This window comes from Enterocloster sp. 210928-DFI.2.20 (assembly GCF_020554465.1).
GTDB classification, from domain to species: domain Bacteria; phylum Bacillota; class Clostridia; order Lachnospirales; family Lachnospiraceae; genus Enterocloster; species Enterocloster bolteae.
This window is the reverse complement of sequence record NZ_JAJCHK010000005.1, coordinates 180,740-196,604: the sequence shown is the minus strand read 5'-3', so window position 1 is coordinate 196,604 and position 15,865 is coordinate 180,740. Positions and strand designations below refer to the sequence as shown.

General features: G+C 45.7%; 11 protein-coding genes and 1 pseudogene. All 12 read left to right on the top strand.

The annotated features are described in order from the left end of the window. Window positions 1-244 precede the first annotated feature (244 nt). Complete coding sequence (locus tag LI015_RS07565; protein WP_227124439.1) at window positions 245-1,606, top strand: ABC transporter substrate-binding protein; 1,362 nt, start codon at window positions 245-247, stop codon at window positions 1,604-1,606. Between the two features lie 24 nt (window positions 1,607-1,630). After that, window positions 1,631-2,539: a carbohydrate ABC transporter permease gene (locus tag LI015_RS07560; RefSeq protein ID WP_002575270.1), complete on the top strand. Its 909-nt coding sequence runs from the start codon at window positions 1,631-1,633 to the stop codon at window positions 2,537-2,539. Between the two features lie 5 nt (window positions 2,540-2,544). Further along, window positions 2,545-3,378, top strand: a complete 834-nt coding sequence (locus LI015_RS07555) for a carbohydrate ABC transporter permease (protein WP_227124438.1) — start codon at window positions 2,545-2,547, stop codon at window positions 3,376-3,378. A gap of 92 nt (window positions 3,379-3,470) precedes the next feature. Next, window positions 3,471-4,976: an amidohydrolase family protein gene (locus tag LI015_RS07550; RefSeq protein WP_227124437.1), complete on the top strand. Its 1,506-nt coding sequence runs from the start codon at window positions 3,471-3,473 to the stop codon at window positions 4,974-4,976. Between the two features lie 109 nt (window positions 4,977-5,085). Next, window positions 5,086-5,826 carry a purine-nucleoside phosphorylase gene (locus LI015_RS07545; RefSeq protein ID WP_227124436.1) on the top strand — a complete coding sequence of 247 codons (741 nt, stop codon included), beginning with the start codon at window positions 5,086-5,088 and terminating at the stop codon, window positions 5,824-5,826. Window positions 5,827-6,158: 332 nt separating this feature from the next. Next, entirely contained in the window at window positions 6,159-7,448 is a 1,290-nt protein-coding gene (locus LI015_RS07540; RefSeq protein ID WP_227124435.1) for an AfsR/SARP family transcriptional regulator, read from the top strand. Window positions 7,449-7,896: 448 nt separating this feature from the next. After that, on the top strand, window positions 7,897-8,532 hold the full coding sequence (locus LI015_RS07535) for a hypothetical protein (protein WP_227124433.1): 636 nt from the start codon (window positions 7,897-7,899) through the stop codon (window positions 8,530-8,532). 167 nt (window positions 8,533-8,699) lie between these two features. After that, window positions 8,700-10,700, top strand: coding sequence for a doubled motif LPXTG anchor domain-containing protein (locus LI015_RS28350; RefSeq protein WP_227124431.1), 2,001 nt, complete (start codon window positions 8,700-8,702; stop codon window positions 10,698-10,700). A 600-nt stretch (window positions 10,701-11,300) separates the two neighbouring features. Next, window positions 11,301-12,229 (top strand): annotated as a pseudogene (locus LI015_RS07525) (tyrosine-type recombinase/integrase). A gap of 562 nt (window positions 12,230-12,791) precedes the next feature. Further along, window positions 12,792-13,256, top strand: coding sequence for a transglutaminase domain-containing protein (locus LI015_RS07520; protein WP_227124430.1), 465 nt, complete (start codon window positions 12,792-12,794; stop codon window positions 13,254-13,256). A gap of 18 nt (window positions 13,257-13,274) precedes the next feature. After that, window positions 13,275-14,141 carry a 3D domain-containing protein gene (locus tag LI015_RS07515; protein WP_002565024.1) on the top strand — a complete coding sequence of 289 codons (867 nt, stop codon included), beginning with the start codon at window positions 13,275-13,277 and terminating at the stop codon, window positions 14,139-14,141. 68 nt (window positions 14,142-14,209) lie between these two features. After that, window positions 14,210-15,847 (top strand): hypothetical protein, encoded by a 1,638-nt coding sequence (locus LI015_RS07510; protein ID WP_002572699.1) that lies wholly within the window; start codon window positions 14,210-14,212, stop codon window positions 15,845-15,847. The last annotated feature ends 18 nt before the right edge of the window (window positions 15,848-15,865 follow it).

The following is a 15,865-nucleotide window of genomic DNA, read 5'->3' as shown; positions in this document are numbered from 1 at the left end:
TGCAATGTGCATTGTTGTCCTTTTTTTGTGAGTTGGACAGACATGCTGTGACAGGAGCTTATGCTGGAGTGTTGAAATTTTGGAAAGATAGTTGATTTTATGGATAATTTGAAAATTAAGATGGAGATGAAAAAAAACTGTTACAATCTGTGAGTTTTGTATAAAGAAAAATGGGTTTATAATAATGACAACTGTAAATCAGAGGGACGAATGAAAGTCTCCTGTGATATTTAAGGAGGGCGGTATGAAAATGAAAAAAAGAATAGCAGCAACAGCAATCCTCACGGCAGCAGTTATGGCTCTGTCCGCTGGATGCGGACAAAAGGCGGCTCCCACGGAGGGGACCGGAGAAAACGCCGGTTCAGCTAAAGAAAAGGTGGAAATAGAATACTGGGCTCTGCCATATGGACCAAGCGACACATATGATCCGACGCTGCAGCGGATTGTGGACCAGTATAACGCGGAGGATCACGGTGCAACGGTAAAACTTCAGATTATGAGCTGGAGCGGCTTCATTGAGCAGATACAGACCGCTATTGCAGCCGGTTCACCACCGGATGTTACCACAGCTGCCTACTATGGCCTTATGAATTACGCGGCAATGGGTGAGGCGCTGGACCTGACGGATCTGGTTGAGAAGTGGGAGGCTGAAAAAGATCCGATTGCGGATGATTTTCTGGATGGAATGCTGGAAGCAGGAATATACGAAGGAAAACAAATTGCCCTTCCCTTTCAGACAGACCCCAAAAACATATATTACCGCGCGGATATCCTGGAGGATGAACTGGGATTTACCAATCTTGACAAGGAAGTAAGCTGGGATAAGCTGTTGGAAATTTGTGCTGCTGTAAAGGAGAAATATGGTGACGAAGGGATGTTCCCGATCTCGTTCTTTACACTGGACCAGGGAAGCACCAATGCCATGCTCAATGTAATGTTTACTAACGGAGCCAGTTGGATTTCCGCCGATGGAAAGGAGGGAGCGCTTGAAACGCCTGAGGTAATGGAATGCATGGGGCTTCTTAAGGAGATGCGGGACAAGGAATATTTTCCCGATGGTATGGTTTCTTACAACAAAGCGGACACAGAAAAGCTTTATGCTTCAGGAAAACTGGCCATGGTGTGGATAAGTCCGTTTACACATGTAAAGTCCAACGAGGAGATGTATAAGAACACCAAAATTATGGGTCCGGTCACAGGTCCCAGCGCGGATAAGCCAAGGGAAGTGGCATGGTCAGATGGAATCATGGGATTTGCACAGACAGAGCATCCTGAGGAGACAAAGGAATTCATAGAATGGTTCCTGAAGAACAATGAGCAGCTTTATATTGACGGCGGTGCTTCAGCCCTGCCTGCCCGCAAGAGTTTTTATGAAAATGAATTTTATAAGACAGACTGGATGATGGGGCAATATGCAAAATACAGGGATTATTATGTAGATCTAAACTGGCCGGCAGACAACTGTCCTCTTGCTACCAACCAGATTTTTGTCCAGAACATGCTGGGCAAGCCGATTGAAGCCATGCTGATGGGGGCTGACGATATGGCAGGAGAACTGAAAAAAACCAATGATGAGATGAACCGTGTGTTAGAGGAACTAAATTAATCCTATTAGAATGGAGGAGTATCCATGAAACGCTCCAGCTCTAAAACAGCAGTAAAATGGAGAAAGGAAAGCCGCCCATACCTGATGCTGATTCCGGCGGCCCTGGTCCTCCTGCTGATTAGTGTATATCCCGTTTTATACGGGATATATATGAGTATGACAAATAAAAATCTGCTCAGGCCAGGCCGGAATGATTTTATCTTTCTTGACAATTTCATAAAACTGGCACAGGACCAGGAATTTCTTGGAAGCCTGGGTTTTACCTTTGTATATACCTTTTCCGTTGTGGCTGTCTCCTATGTTGTTGGCCTTACTCTGGCCCTGCTGCTGAACCGTAAGATACGGTTCGGGGCACTTTTCAGGACTATTTTTCTTCTTCCCTGGGTGATTCCTGCCGTGGTGGCGGTCATCAACTGGACCTGGGTGCTCAATGACCAGGTGGGTATCATCAACATAACATTAAAGAAGCTGGGGCTGATTGAGAAACCGGTGCTGTTCCTTGGAGACTATTCCCTGGTGCGGTTTACTGTTATACTGGTCTCCGTTTGGAAGCAGATGCCATTTATGATGATTACCCTGCTGGCTGGACTGCAGAGCGTGCCGGCGGAGCTGTATGAGGCGGCTGAGATGGATGGAGCCGGGTTCCGGCACACGCTGACCGGTATTACGCTGCCTTTAATTAAGCCCATTAGCTTTATCAGTACGATTCTGACCTTTCTGTGGACCTTTAACACATTTGAAAATATCTGGCTGCTGACAGGGGGAGGACCAAACGGATACACATATACGCTTCCAATCCTGTCCTATTACACCGCATTTTTACGTCAGAATATATCCTATGCGTCCGCCATTGCGGTGGTTATGATTCTTGTACTTTTGCTTATAAGTCTGGTATATTTTAGAGTCCAGTTCAGGGAAAAAGGGAGGGGGTAACGGGAATGGTTGGCGGAAAAAAAAGAAAAATCAAAGATTTTCTGACATATGCAGTGCTGATACTGTTTGCCTGTATTTTCACACTGCCCACAGCAGCCATGATTGGAACTGCATTTAAGGGGGATACCAGGGCGCTGTCGGATACCGGTCTGTTTCCGGCGCGTCCGGAGCTGACTGCGTTCAGGGCCGTTCTGCAGTCTGATTTCCTGCTTTCAGCCTTAAACAGTCTGAAAATAGGACTGATTGTTACATGCCTGTGCATTATTCTGGCTGTCCTGGCCGGGTATGCCTTATCGCGGTATAAATCCCGCATGCTGGGCGGCTTCCAGATTGGGCTGCTGGTTTTGCAGATGTTTCCGCTTATGCTTATGCTGATGCCGCTTTTTATGATTTACAAAAAAATAAATGTGATAGATACTCATTGGTCATTGATTCTGAGCTATACTTCCCTGAACCTTCCGTTTTCAATCTGGATGCTGAAGGGATTCTTTGACACGATTCCTTATGAACTGGAGGAGTCCGGTCTCATAGATGGGTGCAGCCCGGCCCAGTGCCTTTTAAGGCTGGTATTACCTGTGGCAATGACGGGAATCGCTACAGTGGCTATTTTTACATTCCTTAATGTTTGGAATGAATATACATTTTCCAATATATTTGTCACATCACAGGATAAGATCACCCTGACTGTGGGGCTTCAGAAATACGTGTCCAAAAACCTGAATTCATGGGGACAGATGATGGCGGCTTCCACCCTGGGAATCATTCCTTCCATTTTGTTTCTGCTGTTTGCACAGAAACATATTGTGCAGGGAATGACTTCGGGAGCAGTCAAAGGGTAGGCAGACTGGAGAATAGTCAGTGCAGTAAAAGGATTAGGGTTGGAATGTAGTCAGGGCTGGAATAAAAAAAGAGAGAAGGAGGATACAAGTATATGATTGATTTATTGCTCACAGAGGGAACAGTTGTGACAATGGACCAGAAACGGCGTATCATTGAAGACGGCGCTGTGGCCGTGGATCAGGGAAAGATTCTTTTCGTTGGCTCCAGTAAAGAGGCAGAGGTGAAATTTCCCGAAGTGAGGAAAACCATAAACTGCAGGAACCACGCAGTTATGCCGGGCTTTGTGGATGTCCATGGACATGGGGGCCATGCCCTCATAAGAGGGGCGATTTTTGATACAAGCAACTGGATGGCGGCTGTAACCCAACTGTACAACCATTATGTCACAGATGATTATTGGTATTATGAAGGCAGGGTCAGCGCCCTGGACCATCTGAGGGCGGGCATAACCACCTCGGTGTGCATTATTGGCGCCCAGCAGCGCTGTGATGACCCGATTTTTTCCATTAACCACGCCAAAGGATATTCCGAGACAGGGTTAAGGGAAGTGGTCTGCACGGGACCAAGCCAGCCGCCGTGGCCCCATAAATTCAGCCGGATCATAGACGGAAAGCGTGTGCTCATGGAAGTCAGCTACGAACAGGTAATTGAAAGTATGGAGACTGTCATACGCGAACTGAACCATAGCTGTAATGACAGAATCCGGGCCTTTGTATCGCCCTTCGGCCTGCTTCCCTCTACCAACTCCTCCTTCCCCACTGAGGCAGATGTGATGTGGGCAGGGCCAACGGAATTCGACCTGCACCAGCTGAAAGAAATGTGGCGCATTGCAGATAAATATGATACCAGGCTCCATGCGGAGGCTTACGGAGGTTCCATCTATCAGATGCATAAGGCTGGTAAGCTTGCGCTGCTGGGGCCAAGGGTACATTTACAGCACACCTCTGGCTGCTCCTTTGATGAGCTTCAGATATTGGCAGACACAGGGACCCATGTGGGAGTAACCTTTCAGTCAAGTACAATGCTGATTCCCATGCTGTGGATGGGGGTAAAGACTGCTATCGGAACAGACGGGCCCAAGCTTTTAGGAAACGCGGATATGTTTCAGTCCATGCGCATGACTCAGAACAAACATAAGGACGAGCTGACATTCAGCACCAACTTCATGTTCAATCTTCCGAGTGACAGGCTGCTTGAGATGACCACCATTGATGCCGCAGAGGTAATCGGGTGGGAGGATGACATAGGTTCCCTTGAGATAGGAAAAAAGGCCGATATTATCACCGTCAATCTGATGAATCCGCGGATGACGCCGCGGTTTAACATCATTGATACGATGGTTATGTTGGGAAATGGAAATGACGTGGATAATGTGTTTGTAGACGGTGTGCACCTTCTGGAAAATGGAAAAGTTCTTTCCGTCGATGAGGAAAAGGTTCTGATAGAAGGGGATAAAGTGGCGCGGGAGTCACTGGAGAGGATTGGATACCAGAATTTCATAGACGGAAAAGAACATTTCTGGGGGAAGGTCAGGCGCTACGACAGCAGACCTAAGTTTGATTTAGAGTGGCAGAGAAAAGATGGGGGATATTATTAAAATCCAATCCTGTCATTGAAGACAGAAAGGAGCAGCCAGGGTTGGGGCACCGGCAAAGGGCAAAAGTGTATACATATGAAAAATAGTTGAAATATAAGAGGAGGCTAATATGGGAACACCACATAACAGCGCTGAGCCAGGAGAGATAGCAAGGACTGTTTTGATGCCAGGGGATCCATTTCGGGCGGAATTTATTGCAAAGAACTGGCTGACGGATGTAAGGCTTGTAAACCAGATACGTAATATATATGCATTTACCGGGAGATACCATGACACAGAAGTCACAGTAATGGCCAGTGGCATGGGGATGCCCAGCATAGGGATTTATTCCTATGAGCTGTTTGCACAATATAATGTGGATGAGATTATCCGCATTGGAACAGCGGGATCCTACTGCGACAGGCTGAAACTATACGATGTCGTGCTGGCAGAGGGCTGCTGGAGCGAATCCAGCTATGCAGCCACTCAGAATGGGGATGCATCGGATACCAAATATCCAGACCAGCAGCTCAACCAGATAATCCTGGATGCAGGCAACCTTGCCAATATCCAGATTAAACCGGCTAAAATCCATTCCAGTGATGTGTTTTACCGTCAACCGGAGATGGAAAGTTTTCGTGATTTTTATGAAAAGCACGGATGCGAATGTGTGGAGATGGAGAGCTTTGCCTTGTTCCATAATGCACAGGTTTTGGGAAAAAGAGCTGCCTGCCTTTTGACGATATCGGATTCCTTTGTGACCGGGGAAAAGACCAGTGCAGAGGAGCGCCGGTCAGCTTTTGGCAGTATGATGGAGGCTGCACTGAAGGCAGCAGAAATACTGGGGAAACGGCAGGCGGCAATGAAATGACTTTCTGAATGTCAGAAAGGCGGAGAATTAGGCGGATATCAAAATAGATAACATAAAAACGGGAAATTATCTTATTGTAGATTCTTTCCCGTTTTTTTGCGTAATACGAACTCTTCTTTCCCTTAAATGCCGGCTCCACCAATTTGTATTCCTGAAGTTTATGGGTCTGGAAGCGTATAGGATTAAATTGAAAATTGACCATTCCTACTCCGGGAAATGGGCTTTAGACATAAATAAATTCAGAATAATGTAAGTTTGAAATGCTTTTTGAAATGGTTTTCCTGTATAATGGTTATAATTGGAAAAATAGACGCTAAAAGGCGGTACCATAGATGAATGAGATAAACAAAAATAACCTGGCGGTCAGGAATACATTATATGCCCGGACGCTGGGAACACTGGAGATACTTTATAATGGAGTGCCGTGGGAGCTGCCGATGTCGGTTAAGGGAAAGGTGATGCAGCTTTTCATGCTTCTGATATGGGCTGGAGAAAATGGAATCAGCCGCGTAAAGCTTCAGGATTTTCTTTATGACAGAAGAAGTACGGATGCTGCAAACGCGCTTAGGATTACAACAACACGTCTGAGAAAAATACTTTCCCAGTCTGTTCTGCCTTCGGGAGAATATGTGGTGGTCGAAAAAAATACATATTATTTGAAAATGGGGAGAGTGGGGGGAGAACTTGAACTCCAGATGGACGCCGCTCTCATGGAAGATTATTATAACCGGGCTATGGACACAGAAGATGAAGCTACACGTCAGCTGCTTCTGGAACAGGCCTGCCGTCTTTACGGCGGAGAATTCCTTCCTGTTCTGTCCGGCGAGGTGTGGGCGGAATCTCTTCGGAGCCATTACCAGGATATTTATTTCAAAGGCGTGAGGGAAGCCTGCCGCCTGATGAAGAACCATCGGGACCATCAGAAGATTGTGAGGCTGTGCGATGCTGCAACTGCGGCCTATCCCCTGGCAGAGTGGGCGGAGCAAAAGATCGGAGCTTTGTTGGCGTTAAAGCGGTATGGAGATGCATTAAAGACATATGATTATGTAACACAAACGCTGCTTGACGAGACCGGCAGCATTCCCCCGGATCACGTGCTGGCGTATTTCAAACAGATTGGCAGCCAGATAGAGCATGTGAATGGCGGTCTGAAAGAGATCAGGGGGAATCTTGAGGAAAGGGAGTGGTCGGCCGGATCGTATTATTGTACTTATCCGGGATTTGTTGACTGCTTCCGTATGGTTATCCGGTCCGTGGAGCGGGGGAAACGCAGGGGATTTCTGATTGTATGCACGGTCCGGGACGGGAAAGATTGTCCGGTAGAGGATGGCGGGAAGCTTCAGGAGTATGAGGACGCTCTGTGTGAAGTGGTCCACAGTACCCTTCGCAGAGGAGACGTTTATACAAAGTACGGACCGGATCAGATTCTGATTCTGGCAAACGAACTGCGGGAAGATAAATGCCGCATTGTTGAAAACCGTATTGTATCCGGGATGCGCAGAAGGTATGGGCAAAAGGTAAGTCTGCATATAGAAAACGTGAATCTGAAGGATTGGTGTCCGGGGACAGAAAAAGGAAAAGAAGATAACAGGCGTGAAAAAACTGTAAGGAGAAGGCCATGACCGCGCAGAAGCGGCAGGAGTCCTTTGGGGATATGATGTCGGTGGCTTTGGAAACAGCGTGGAATACATTGGTATAAGCACCGTGCGTGTCTGTGTAAAATGGACAGGCAGATTTTTGCTTGGGCGGTCATTCTGTGCATATAGAAATAGCAAGGGAATCTTGAAAAAGGTTCCCTTTTGGTTACATTTCAGTCACATATTGGAAAAAGCTGAAAATAGACACGAAAAGGTGTTTCTTTGAAATGCTTTTTGAAATACCCTCTCCTATATTATATTACCATGAGTTGAGTAAAGGGTTGTATTTGTAAATATCAGGAGGTACTGGTTATGATAAAGAAAAATGTTATGAAAAAGCATTCACGCCATGCGGCGCTGCTGACAGCCATCGTGCTTGCTTTTTCTAATGTCGGCACATGTTTGAATGTGTCTCTGGCTCAGGAGATTACCAGTGAAGGCGGAAGCGACAGCACGGGAGGAAGCGGGAGTGACAGCTTGGGAGGAAGCGATAGCTCCGGTGGAAGCGATAGCACAGGTGGAAGCAGTAGTTCCGGTGGAAGCCACAGTTCCAGCGGAAGCGACAGTTCCAGTGGAAGCGACAGTTCCGATGGAAGCGGCAGTTCCGATGGAAGCGGCAGTTCCGATGGAAGCGGCAGTTCCGGCGGAAGCGGCAGTTCCGGCGGAAGCGACAGCACAGGCGGAAGCGATAGCTCAAGTGGTAACGGGAGCGGAGAAGGAACCGGAAGCGAAGGGGACGGCGGAGAGACCGCCGGAGGCGAGAGCGGAGAAGGAACCGGAAGCGAAGGAGAGGGCGGAGAAAACGCCGGAGGCGAGAGCGGAGAAGGAACCGGAAGCGAAGGAGAAGGCGGAGAGACCGCCGGAGGCGAGAGCGGAGAAGGAACCGGAAGCGAAGGGGAAGGCGGAGAAAACGCCGGAGGCGAGATCGGAGAAGGAACCGGAAGTGAAGGGGAAGGCGGAGAGACCGCCGGAGGCGAGATCGGAGAAGGAACCGGAAACAAAGGGGAAGGCGCAGAAGATCCTGGAGTCGAAGGAGAAGAAAACGTCAATGGAGAAACAGGTGGCGTAGCAGCTGGCGGGGCGGCAGCTGGAGACCTGGCAGACAAAGAGGAAAAAGAGAAGGAATTTACAATCACCTATACGGTAAATCCGGAGGGGGCAGCTGAGGTTGAGGGTGAAACCTTAATACAGGAAGGTGAGGAGCTATCTTTCACGGTTAAACCTGTGGATGGTTATGTGATTCAGATTGTAACAGCCAATGGATACGAGCTGGCTGCTGAAGCAGAAGAGGATACGGAGGAAGACAGCGGGCTGGCCGGTATGGCAACGTATGTAGTAACGGATATTGAGGAGAATCTGGATATTGAGGTTGAACTTCTCGAAACAGAGGAGACGGTTTCTGATACAGCAGCATTTATGGCAGAGATTGACGGAATTACAATTTCAGTGGAGCCATTGGATGGTGAATTTGACGCTTCGGTAAAATCGTTATCTGCAATTGCTATTGATGATGAAGATACCAGTTCTGTTATTAAAGGAAAATGTGCAGCGGATGGTTACGGGTCGGTTGAAGTAAGGGTATTTGACATAACTCTGGAGGATGAAAATGGACAGCCGGTTCAACCGGGATGTAATGTAAAGGTTTCATTTTCCGGCCTGGATATTCCAGAATCAGTTTCAAATGAGCGATCTGTAGAATCAGATAAAATTAACGTGTTTCACCTTGAGGATCAGGAAAATGATCTAAAAGTTAATGATATAAAATGTGATGTAAATGAAGGAGAGGGGACGGTTGCATTTGAAACCAGCCATTTTTCGGTATTTGCAATAGCATATCCGGATGGCAACGAATTCGGACATAGATATGTGCCAACATCATATTTATCATCTACAAGCACATTTGAGTATAGAAATAATTCAGAATATATAGTAATTGATACAACAAATAGTACTTTGAATAAAGTGCAGGGTGGGTATGATCTTACCGTAGATGCTGCAATCGCAGAAGATGCAGAGGGACCACTTACATTTGTGTTGAGTGACGCTTTTATGGAAGCAATGCGCAAATTTGGGGCGGACGATGGAGTCATGCCAACGTATAAATTTAATTTAAATTTAAACCTGACTAATAATTCAAAAATAAAGTATTTATATGAGGCAAACAGCCTATCGGTTCAAACGCCGGAATCAAATGTTGACACATCCTTTTCAGGAATGGATGTGACGATCAAAGGATTTGACGGACAGATAATTGACCGTACTTATGGAGCATACCGGGTTCAAAACAATGCAATAAAAGAGCTGTTTGGCAAAACAAAAATAAGTTTTGAAGACATGCTGACTATTTACGATGTCTTATATGAAAAAGGTTATGATGGCGATTATCCTTTAACGGATTATTATAAGAATTACTATCACACAGATGATTTAAGTACTGTATTTGGCAATTTATCAATGGAAAGTGTGGGTAATAACGGCACATTTGATTTAAGCGGTACAATTGATGAAGTAGCAGCTAAGTATGACGGTACTTATCCCTACTTTGACTTCGCTAATATTTTCACATCAAAAAGTAAACTTGAAGCGCGGCTTTATGAGGTGGAACCGGAGCTTGGAGGCCTTTTATATGACACTTTTTATAAGGAATTATTTGGTGTGACATTTGGTGAGAGAACCGGATATGATACACCCCTTGCACTGTTTATGGATCATGATACCAGCGAATGGCAGAGCGCGGATGCAAGTTTCGCAGATACACTCGGCGATGGATTATCCAGCGGGGAAAGCTGTGACTTTACTCTGGGAATGTTTTTCCATCCCAGAATGGGAAATGCATATCAGGGTTACAATTGTGGATACTATGCTGCAATTACTTTAGTACCAGAAAACACCACCCCTCCGACCCCTCCGACTCCTCCGACTCCCCCCACCCCTCCCACCCCGCCAACTCCCCCATCCGGCGGAGGCACCAGTGGTGGAGGCGGAGGAGGTACCACCCCGGGCGGGCATCGCGCGACACCGGATACCAACGGACCTGGTGTTACCATTGAACCGGAAGCAGTTCCCTTAGCGCCTCTTCCCGAAGGAGTTACCATTGAACCGGGAGAAGTTCCGTTGGCGCCTCTTCCCAAGACAGGGCAGAATCCAATGGCACAGTGGGTATGTCTGATGTCAGGACTTATGCTTGGCCTGTATGGCTTCCTTGGCAGAAAAAGAGGGGATGACAATGAAAAATAAATGGATAAGCAGTGCAAAATTTAATTTTGGAAGTAGCTTTTAGAAAATAAAACATGGAATATGGAAATCCTGTAAAGACTGTCAGCCTTTACAGGATTTTTAATGGAATGACACTATATTTCTAAACAGTAAATATGTATACGTGAAGTATTGCCAGGCAATTCGAGAAAAGAAATTTTGCTTTTGTCTTTTATACGGTATTATATGTAAATCTCGCAGGGGCAGTGGATGAAATGAATCATAAAGCAGAATTCATGGAAATGTCTTACCGGCTCCGCCGGCTTAAAATTCTGGGTGATGTTGTTTGTGGAATGATGCGAAAATGAGAATAAAAACCGCAATGTACAGTGGCTATCAGGCGGAAAATGAAACTAACAGGAGATTGCCGGACCAGCGCTGTGAAAATTAATAAAAATATAATATTAAAAGATTTATAAATCGTATATAATTACAAATTAGACTATAATTCAAAACAAGCTTTATGATATTTTTTGAAAAAGTCTAATAATAAGCAAAAAGTCCAATATCTCAAAGGGGATATAGGATGTTTTTTGCCGTCTGAGCAAACTATATCATTTCACGTAATTTCAGGAGGCTAGAATGAAAAGAAAAGGTGAAAGGCTCATAACTTACCAGAAGATAGAAGCGTTTGGTCAATGGCTGGAAAGTTGTGAAAGAAGCATGGAAACAGTAAAGAAATACAGGCATTATTTAAAACAATTTAAAGAATTTATCGGAGAAGAGCCGGTTACAAAGGAGATGGTACTTTTATGGAAAGCAAACCTGAGGGAACATATCACCCCGGTTACCATTAACTGTGTCATAGCTGCACTCAATGGTTTCTTTAAATATTGTGGATGGGATGGCTGTGAAAGTAAATTTTTAAAAATCAGCAAAAGTTCTTTTTATCCTGAGAGAAAGGAATTGACAAAGGACGAATATAAGAGGCTGGTAAAAACTGCTTTTGACAATGGGAATGAACGGCTGGCCCTTGTGCTGGAGACTATCTGCGCGAGCGGGATCCGCGTATCAGAATTGTCGTTTATCACGGTGGCAGCTATTCATAAAGGCCAGGCTGAAATTGAGTGCAAGGGCAGGATAAGGACTGTGCTGTTAACAAGACAGCTATGTTCGCTCCTTCATTCTTATGCGCAAAAAAATAATATTAGTTCAGGTATGATTTTTGTAACGAAAAACGGTAAGCCGTTGGATCGGAGTAATATATGGAGGGAAATGAAAGCGCTTGGCATAGAGGCCAATGTTAAGGCTGAAAAGATATTTCCCCACAATCTGAGACACCTTTTTGCAAGGACATACTATGAAATAGAAAAAAATCTGTCAAAATTAGCGGATATCCTGGGACACAGGGATATTAATACCACCAGAATTTATACAAAGGAAAGCGGAAGCCAGCACAGAATACAGTTGGAAAAAATGAAATTGCTGCTGTATGATACAACAGAATATTTCTTTTGTTGTACTTTAGGATATTCCTGAAAGATTTAAAAAAAGTATACTACATTTGTTGACAAAATTCTACATAATTTTAAAAAAATTTCGATAAAAAAGGATATAAAAAGTAAGCTGGGTAACAAATTAAACCAACTTGGTATTATTTTCACATTTTTTGTTATTTATCTTTCTCTCAAACTTCAGAATTAATTCTCTTAAAATTTCCTATAGTCAGTAAATATCCCGTTTTACCATCCCCTCCCCCTTTTTTAGTTACAACAAAAGAAATATTTAGTTGTAAAAACAGGACGGGAGGGATGAGAAATCAAGCAATTTAGTTCTATTTGCTTTTTATTTGTTTTTGTATTTATCATGAACATCTGTTTTGCAAAAAATTTGTTTGCAATGCAGCAAACAGAATCCTCCGCTGGCCAGGTTGACGTTGCTGGGCAGCTTTCCAGCCAAATGTGCAGCCAGTATCCAGAATTTGAATGCCTTGGGGAAGATGTGCTGGACGCACTCGAAGGAGGAAGAGAAAACGGCAGTTTTATAAAAACTGATATTGTTTTTGACTCTCAGGAGGAAGCCTTTTCCTTTGGCAGATATTATTACAGGTACATATATTTGGGAAAAGAAGAGGTGACATTATACTCATTTGATGAAAATGGGAAGTTCGCCATTTATGTGTCATGCGGGAATCCGGCTCGGGCGGTATCAGAACACAGTCAGGTTCAGGACAGGCTTTCTGAGGTGGTGCAGAAATGCAGCACATTGGGAGATCGGGAGAAGGCTGAGTATTTTTATGATTGGGTCTATGATAATGTTTCCTATGACCAGACACTGAAGAACCGGACCATCTATGATGCGGTTATGAACGGTAATGCTGTGTGCTGGGGATACGTGTCTGCTTATCTTATGCTGTGCAGGAATGCGGGACTGATTTGTGAGCCTGTATATGCCGGAGATCATGCATGGAACAGAACCTGGCTTGATGGGGAGTGGAGATACTGTGACATTACTTGGGACAAAAGTTTGGGAGGCACCAGATGGAAATTTATAACACAAAAAGATATGGATATGGACTCCATGCATAATAATTTGTGATACTCGGGGGACAGGAGGATGACAGATAACATTCATGGATACAGGATGACGGAATTCCGCAGATCCTGCCGAAGGCATAATATGATGAGGAAATTTCTCAGGCCGGTTATCTTTGGATGCGGCCTGATTGGATTGGTGGCCTGGATTTTATTTTCCCAGCTGTCCACAGCGGGTGCTGAACAGATGCAGCCGGACCTGGAAGGAACCGGGACCGTTGATAATCCATATGCGGTAGAACGGCTGGAGATTATATCGAACCGGGAATCAACCCAGAGTGAACGCCAGACGGAACACCAGACGGAGTTTGAATACCTGGGGGATTGGGAGGTGGCGGCCTACAGTTCGGATGAAAGTGACATGACGTATTCCGGGGGAGTTCCGGTGGAACACCATACAGCGGCAGGCATACTGTCTGTCTTTAAAATAGGGGACACGGTACTGATTGACGGAGACACCTATGTGATTGAGGATAAGGTGGATGAAGACGCCAAAGAAAAACTGCGGATATATTTTGACAGCTATGAGGAAGCAAAGCGGTTCGGCCGGAAGAAATGCGCCATATACAGACATTCCGAGTTGCCTGAGGAGAGTCCCTATTATCTGGGAGAGTTTCAGGTTACAGGATACTGCAGCTGTACAATATGCTGCGGGGAAAAGGAGGAAAGGCTGACGAAATCGGAAACCGTGCCCAGGGCATCCCATACCGTTGCCGCAGACCCGTCTGTGATACCGCTTGGTACGAGGATTGTAATTGATGATGTGGTTTACACAGTGGAGGATACTGGAAAAGCGGTAGAGGGAATGCGGCTGGACATCTTTTTTGATTCCCATGAAGAGGCGGTACGATACGGAAGAAAAGAAAAGTATGTGTATTTAGAGGGGTAAAGCAACCCATAACAAAGGGTTTAAAATAAATATATATTTCAAATAAGGATTGGAAGGACAGTAGGATGATGAAAAAGAGAATAACGCTCATTGCCAGCACTCTGGTCGTTACAGCTTTTGCACTGACTAAGCTTCATCCAGTGACCGCCTATGCGGTTGAGGGATGGATGAGCGAAGATGGGGAGTGGAGCTATTTAGATGAAAACGATGAGCCGCTGCAAAATACGTGGAGACAGTCAAGAGATTCCTGGTTCTATCTGGGCGACCAGGGGCTCATGCTGAGGAATTGTTTTATTGACCAGGGGAACAGCCTTTATTATGTGTTTGATGATGGAGCGCGGGCTGAAAATATGTGGGTTCTGGTGGAGGAGGGGGATGAGAAGGGCCATGAGGCCGGATGGTATTATTTTGGCGCTAACGGTAAGGCATACCGAGATACCACATCTTCTTTTAAACGGAGTGTGGATGGCAGGAGCTACATATTTGATGAAAGCGGCCGCATGCTGACCGGATGGTTTGATGAAGATGGGAGGCCGTTGGATGAGGATGAAAACCCGTTGGAGGAAGGCGTGTACTATGCGGATAAAGACGGTGCCTTAAAGACTGAGAGCTGGTTGGATTATTCGCAGCTGGAGTTAAGTGGACTGGAGGATTTGAACAGTGATATCAGCGGCAGGGATTACGATGAATATGACCAGGTGTGGCTGTATTTTAACAACCGTTCCAAAAAGGTAAAAAGCAATGGAGACCGGCTGATACAAAAAAATATAAACGGCAGCACATACGGCTTTGATGAGTATGGAATCATGCTTCCCTGGTGGACCAAGGTGGCAAGTGTCAGCAATGCGGATAAAAGCAATCCCACCAGCGATGTGCCCGCCAAATTCTTTGCGGGGTATGACGGCGGAAGCCTTCTGAGGGACTCATGGCTTTGGATGTATCCATCGGACAATCTGATACAGGATGACTATGATGATGGGGAGTACAGTTGGTGGCGCACGGACCAAAATGGAAAGATTTTTCAGAATAAGATAAAAAATGTGAATGGCCGGTATTATGCATTTGACGGACTTGGCAGGATGCAGACGGGGTTTGTGCTCTTTGATACCCGCAGCACATTCGTAGCCCAGTATGATATGGATGCATGGTCGTCGGAGGATTTCATAGAAGGGAATATATATGGTATAGAGAAGGCGGACCTCTACTTCTTTTCGCCGGACGAACTGAATGACGGTTCCATGCAGACCGGCAGTGAATTGAAGGTGGAACTGGATGATGGAGTGCATACCTTTGGTTTTAAAAGTGATGGTGTCGCCTATGGGAACAGAAACCGTCTCAAACGGGTAAAAGATTCCTATTATATAAACGGACTCCGGCTGGAGGCGGATGAGGAATATGGGTACGGCGTGGTCCGGGACAGTGAAGATACCTACCGGGTGGTCGATACCAACGGAAAGACCGTCACCGGCAATAAGAAGGTTGTGAAGGATAAAGACGGCGGATGGCTGGTTATCATTAACGGCCGGTTCGCGGCCAGGGTGGACGATGAGTTTAAGCCGAGATGGTATAAGGGAGAAGAGGGGACCGGATTCTACCATTATGATTCTGACAACAGGGAAAATAAATATGCTGGAGGTCTGATCGCCGGCAGCAATACGGAACCTTTACTGGACGGACTGCCGGAGGAAGAATGTCTGAACTTTTAATGTGAGGAGACAATGTGA

Excerpts from the sequence above, each read along its gene's own strand:
- LI015_RS07565 (WP_227124439.1), top strand. The coding sequence starts at position 245 with ATGAAAATGAAAAAAAGAATAGCAGCAACAGCAATCCTCACGGCAGCA.
- LI015_RS07550 (WP_227124437.1), top strand. The coding sequence starts at position 3,471 with ATGATTGATTTATTGCTCACAGAGGGAACAGTTGTGACAATGGACCAG.
- LI015_RS07555 (WP_227124438.1), top strand. The coding sequence starts at position 2,545 with ATGGTTGGCGGAAAAAAAAGAAAAATCAAAGATTTTCTGACATATGCA.
- LI015_RS07510 (WP_002572699.1), top strand. The coding sequence starts at position 14,210 with ATGAAAAAGAGAATAACGCTCATTGCCAGCACTCTGGTCGTTACAGCT.
- LI015_RS07560 (WP_002575270.1), top strand. The coding sequence starts at position 1,631 with ATGAAACGCTCCAGCTCTAAAACAGCAGTAAAATGGAGAAAGGAAAGC.
- LI015_RS07540 (WP_227124435.1), top strand. The coding sequence starts at position 6,159 with ATGAATGAGATAAACAAAAATAACCTGGCGGTCAGGAATACATTATAT.
- LI015_RS07545 (WP_227124436.1), top strand. The coding sequence starts at position 5,086 with ATGGGAACACCACATAACAGCGCTGAGCCAGGAGAGATAGCAAGGACT.
- LI015_RS07515 (WP_002565024.1), top strand. The coding sequence starts at position 13,275 with ATGACAGATAACATTCATGGATACAGGATGACGGAATTCCGCAGATCC.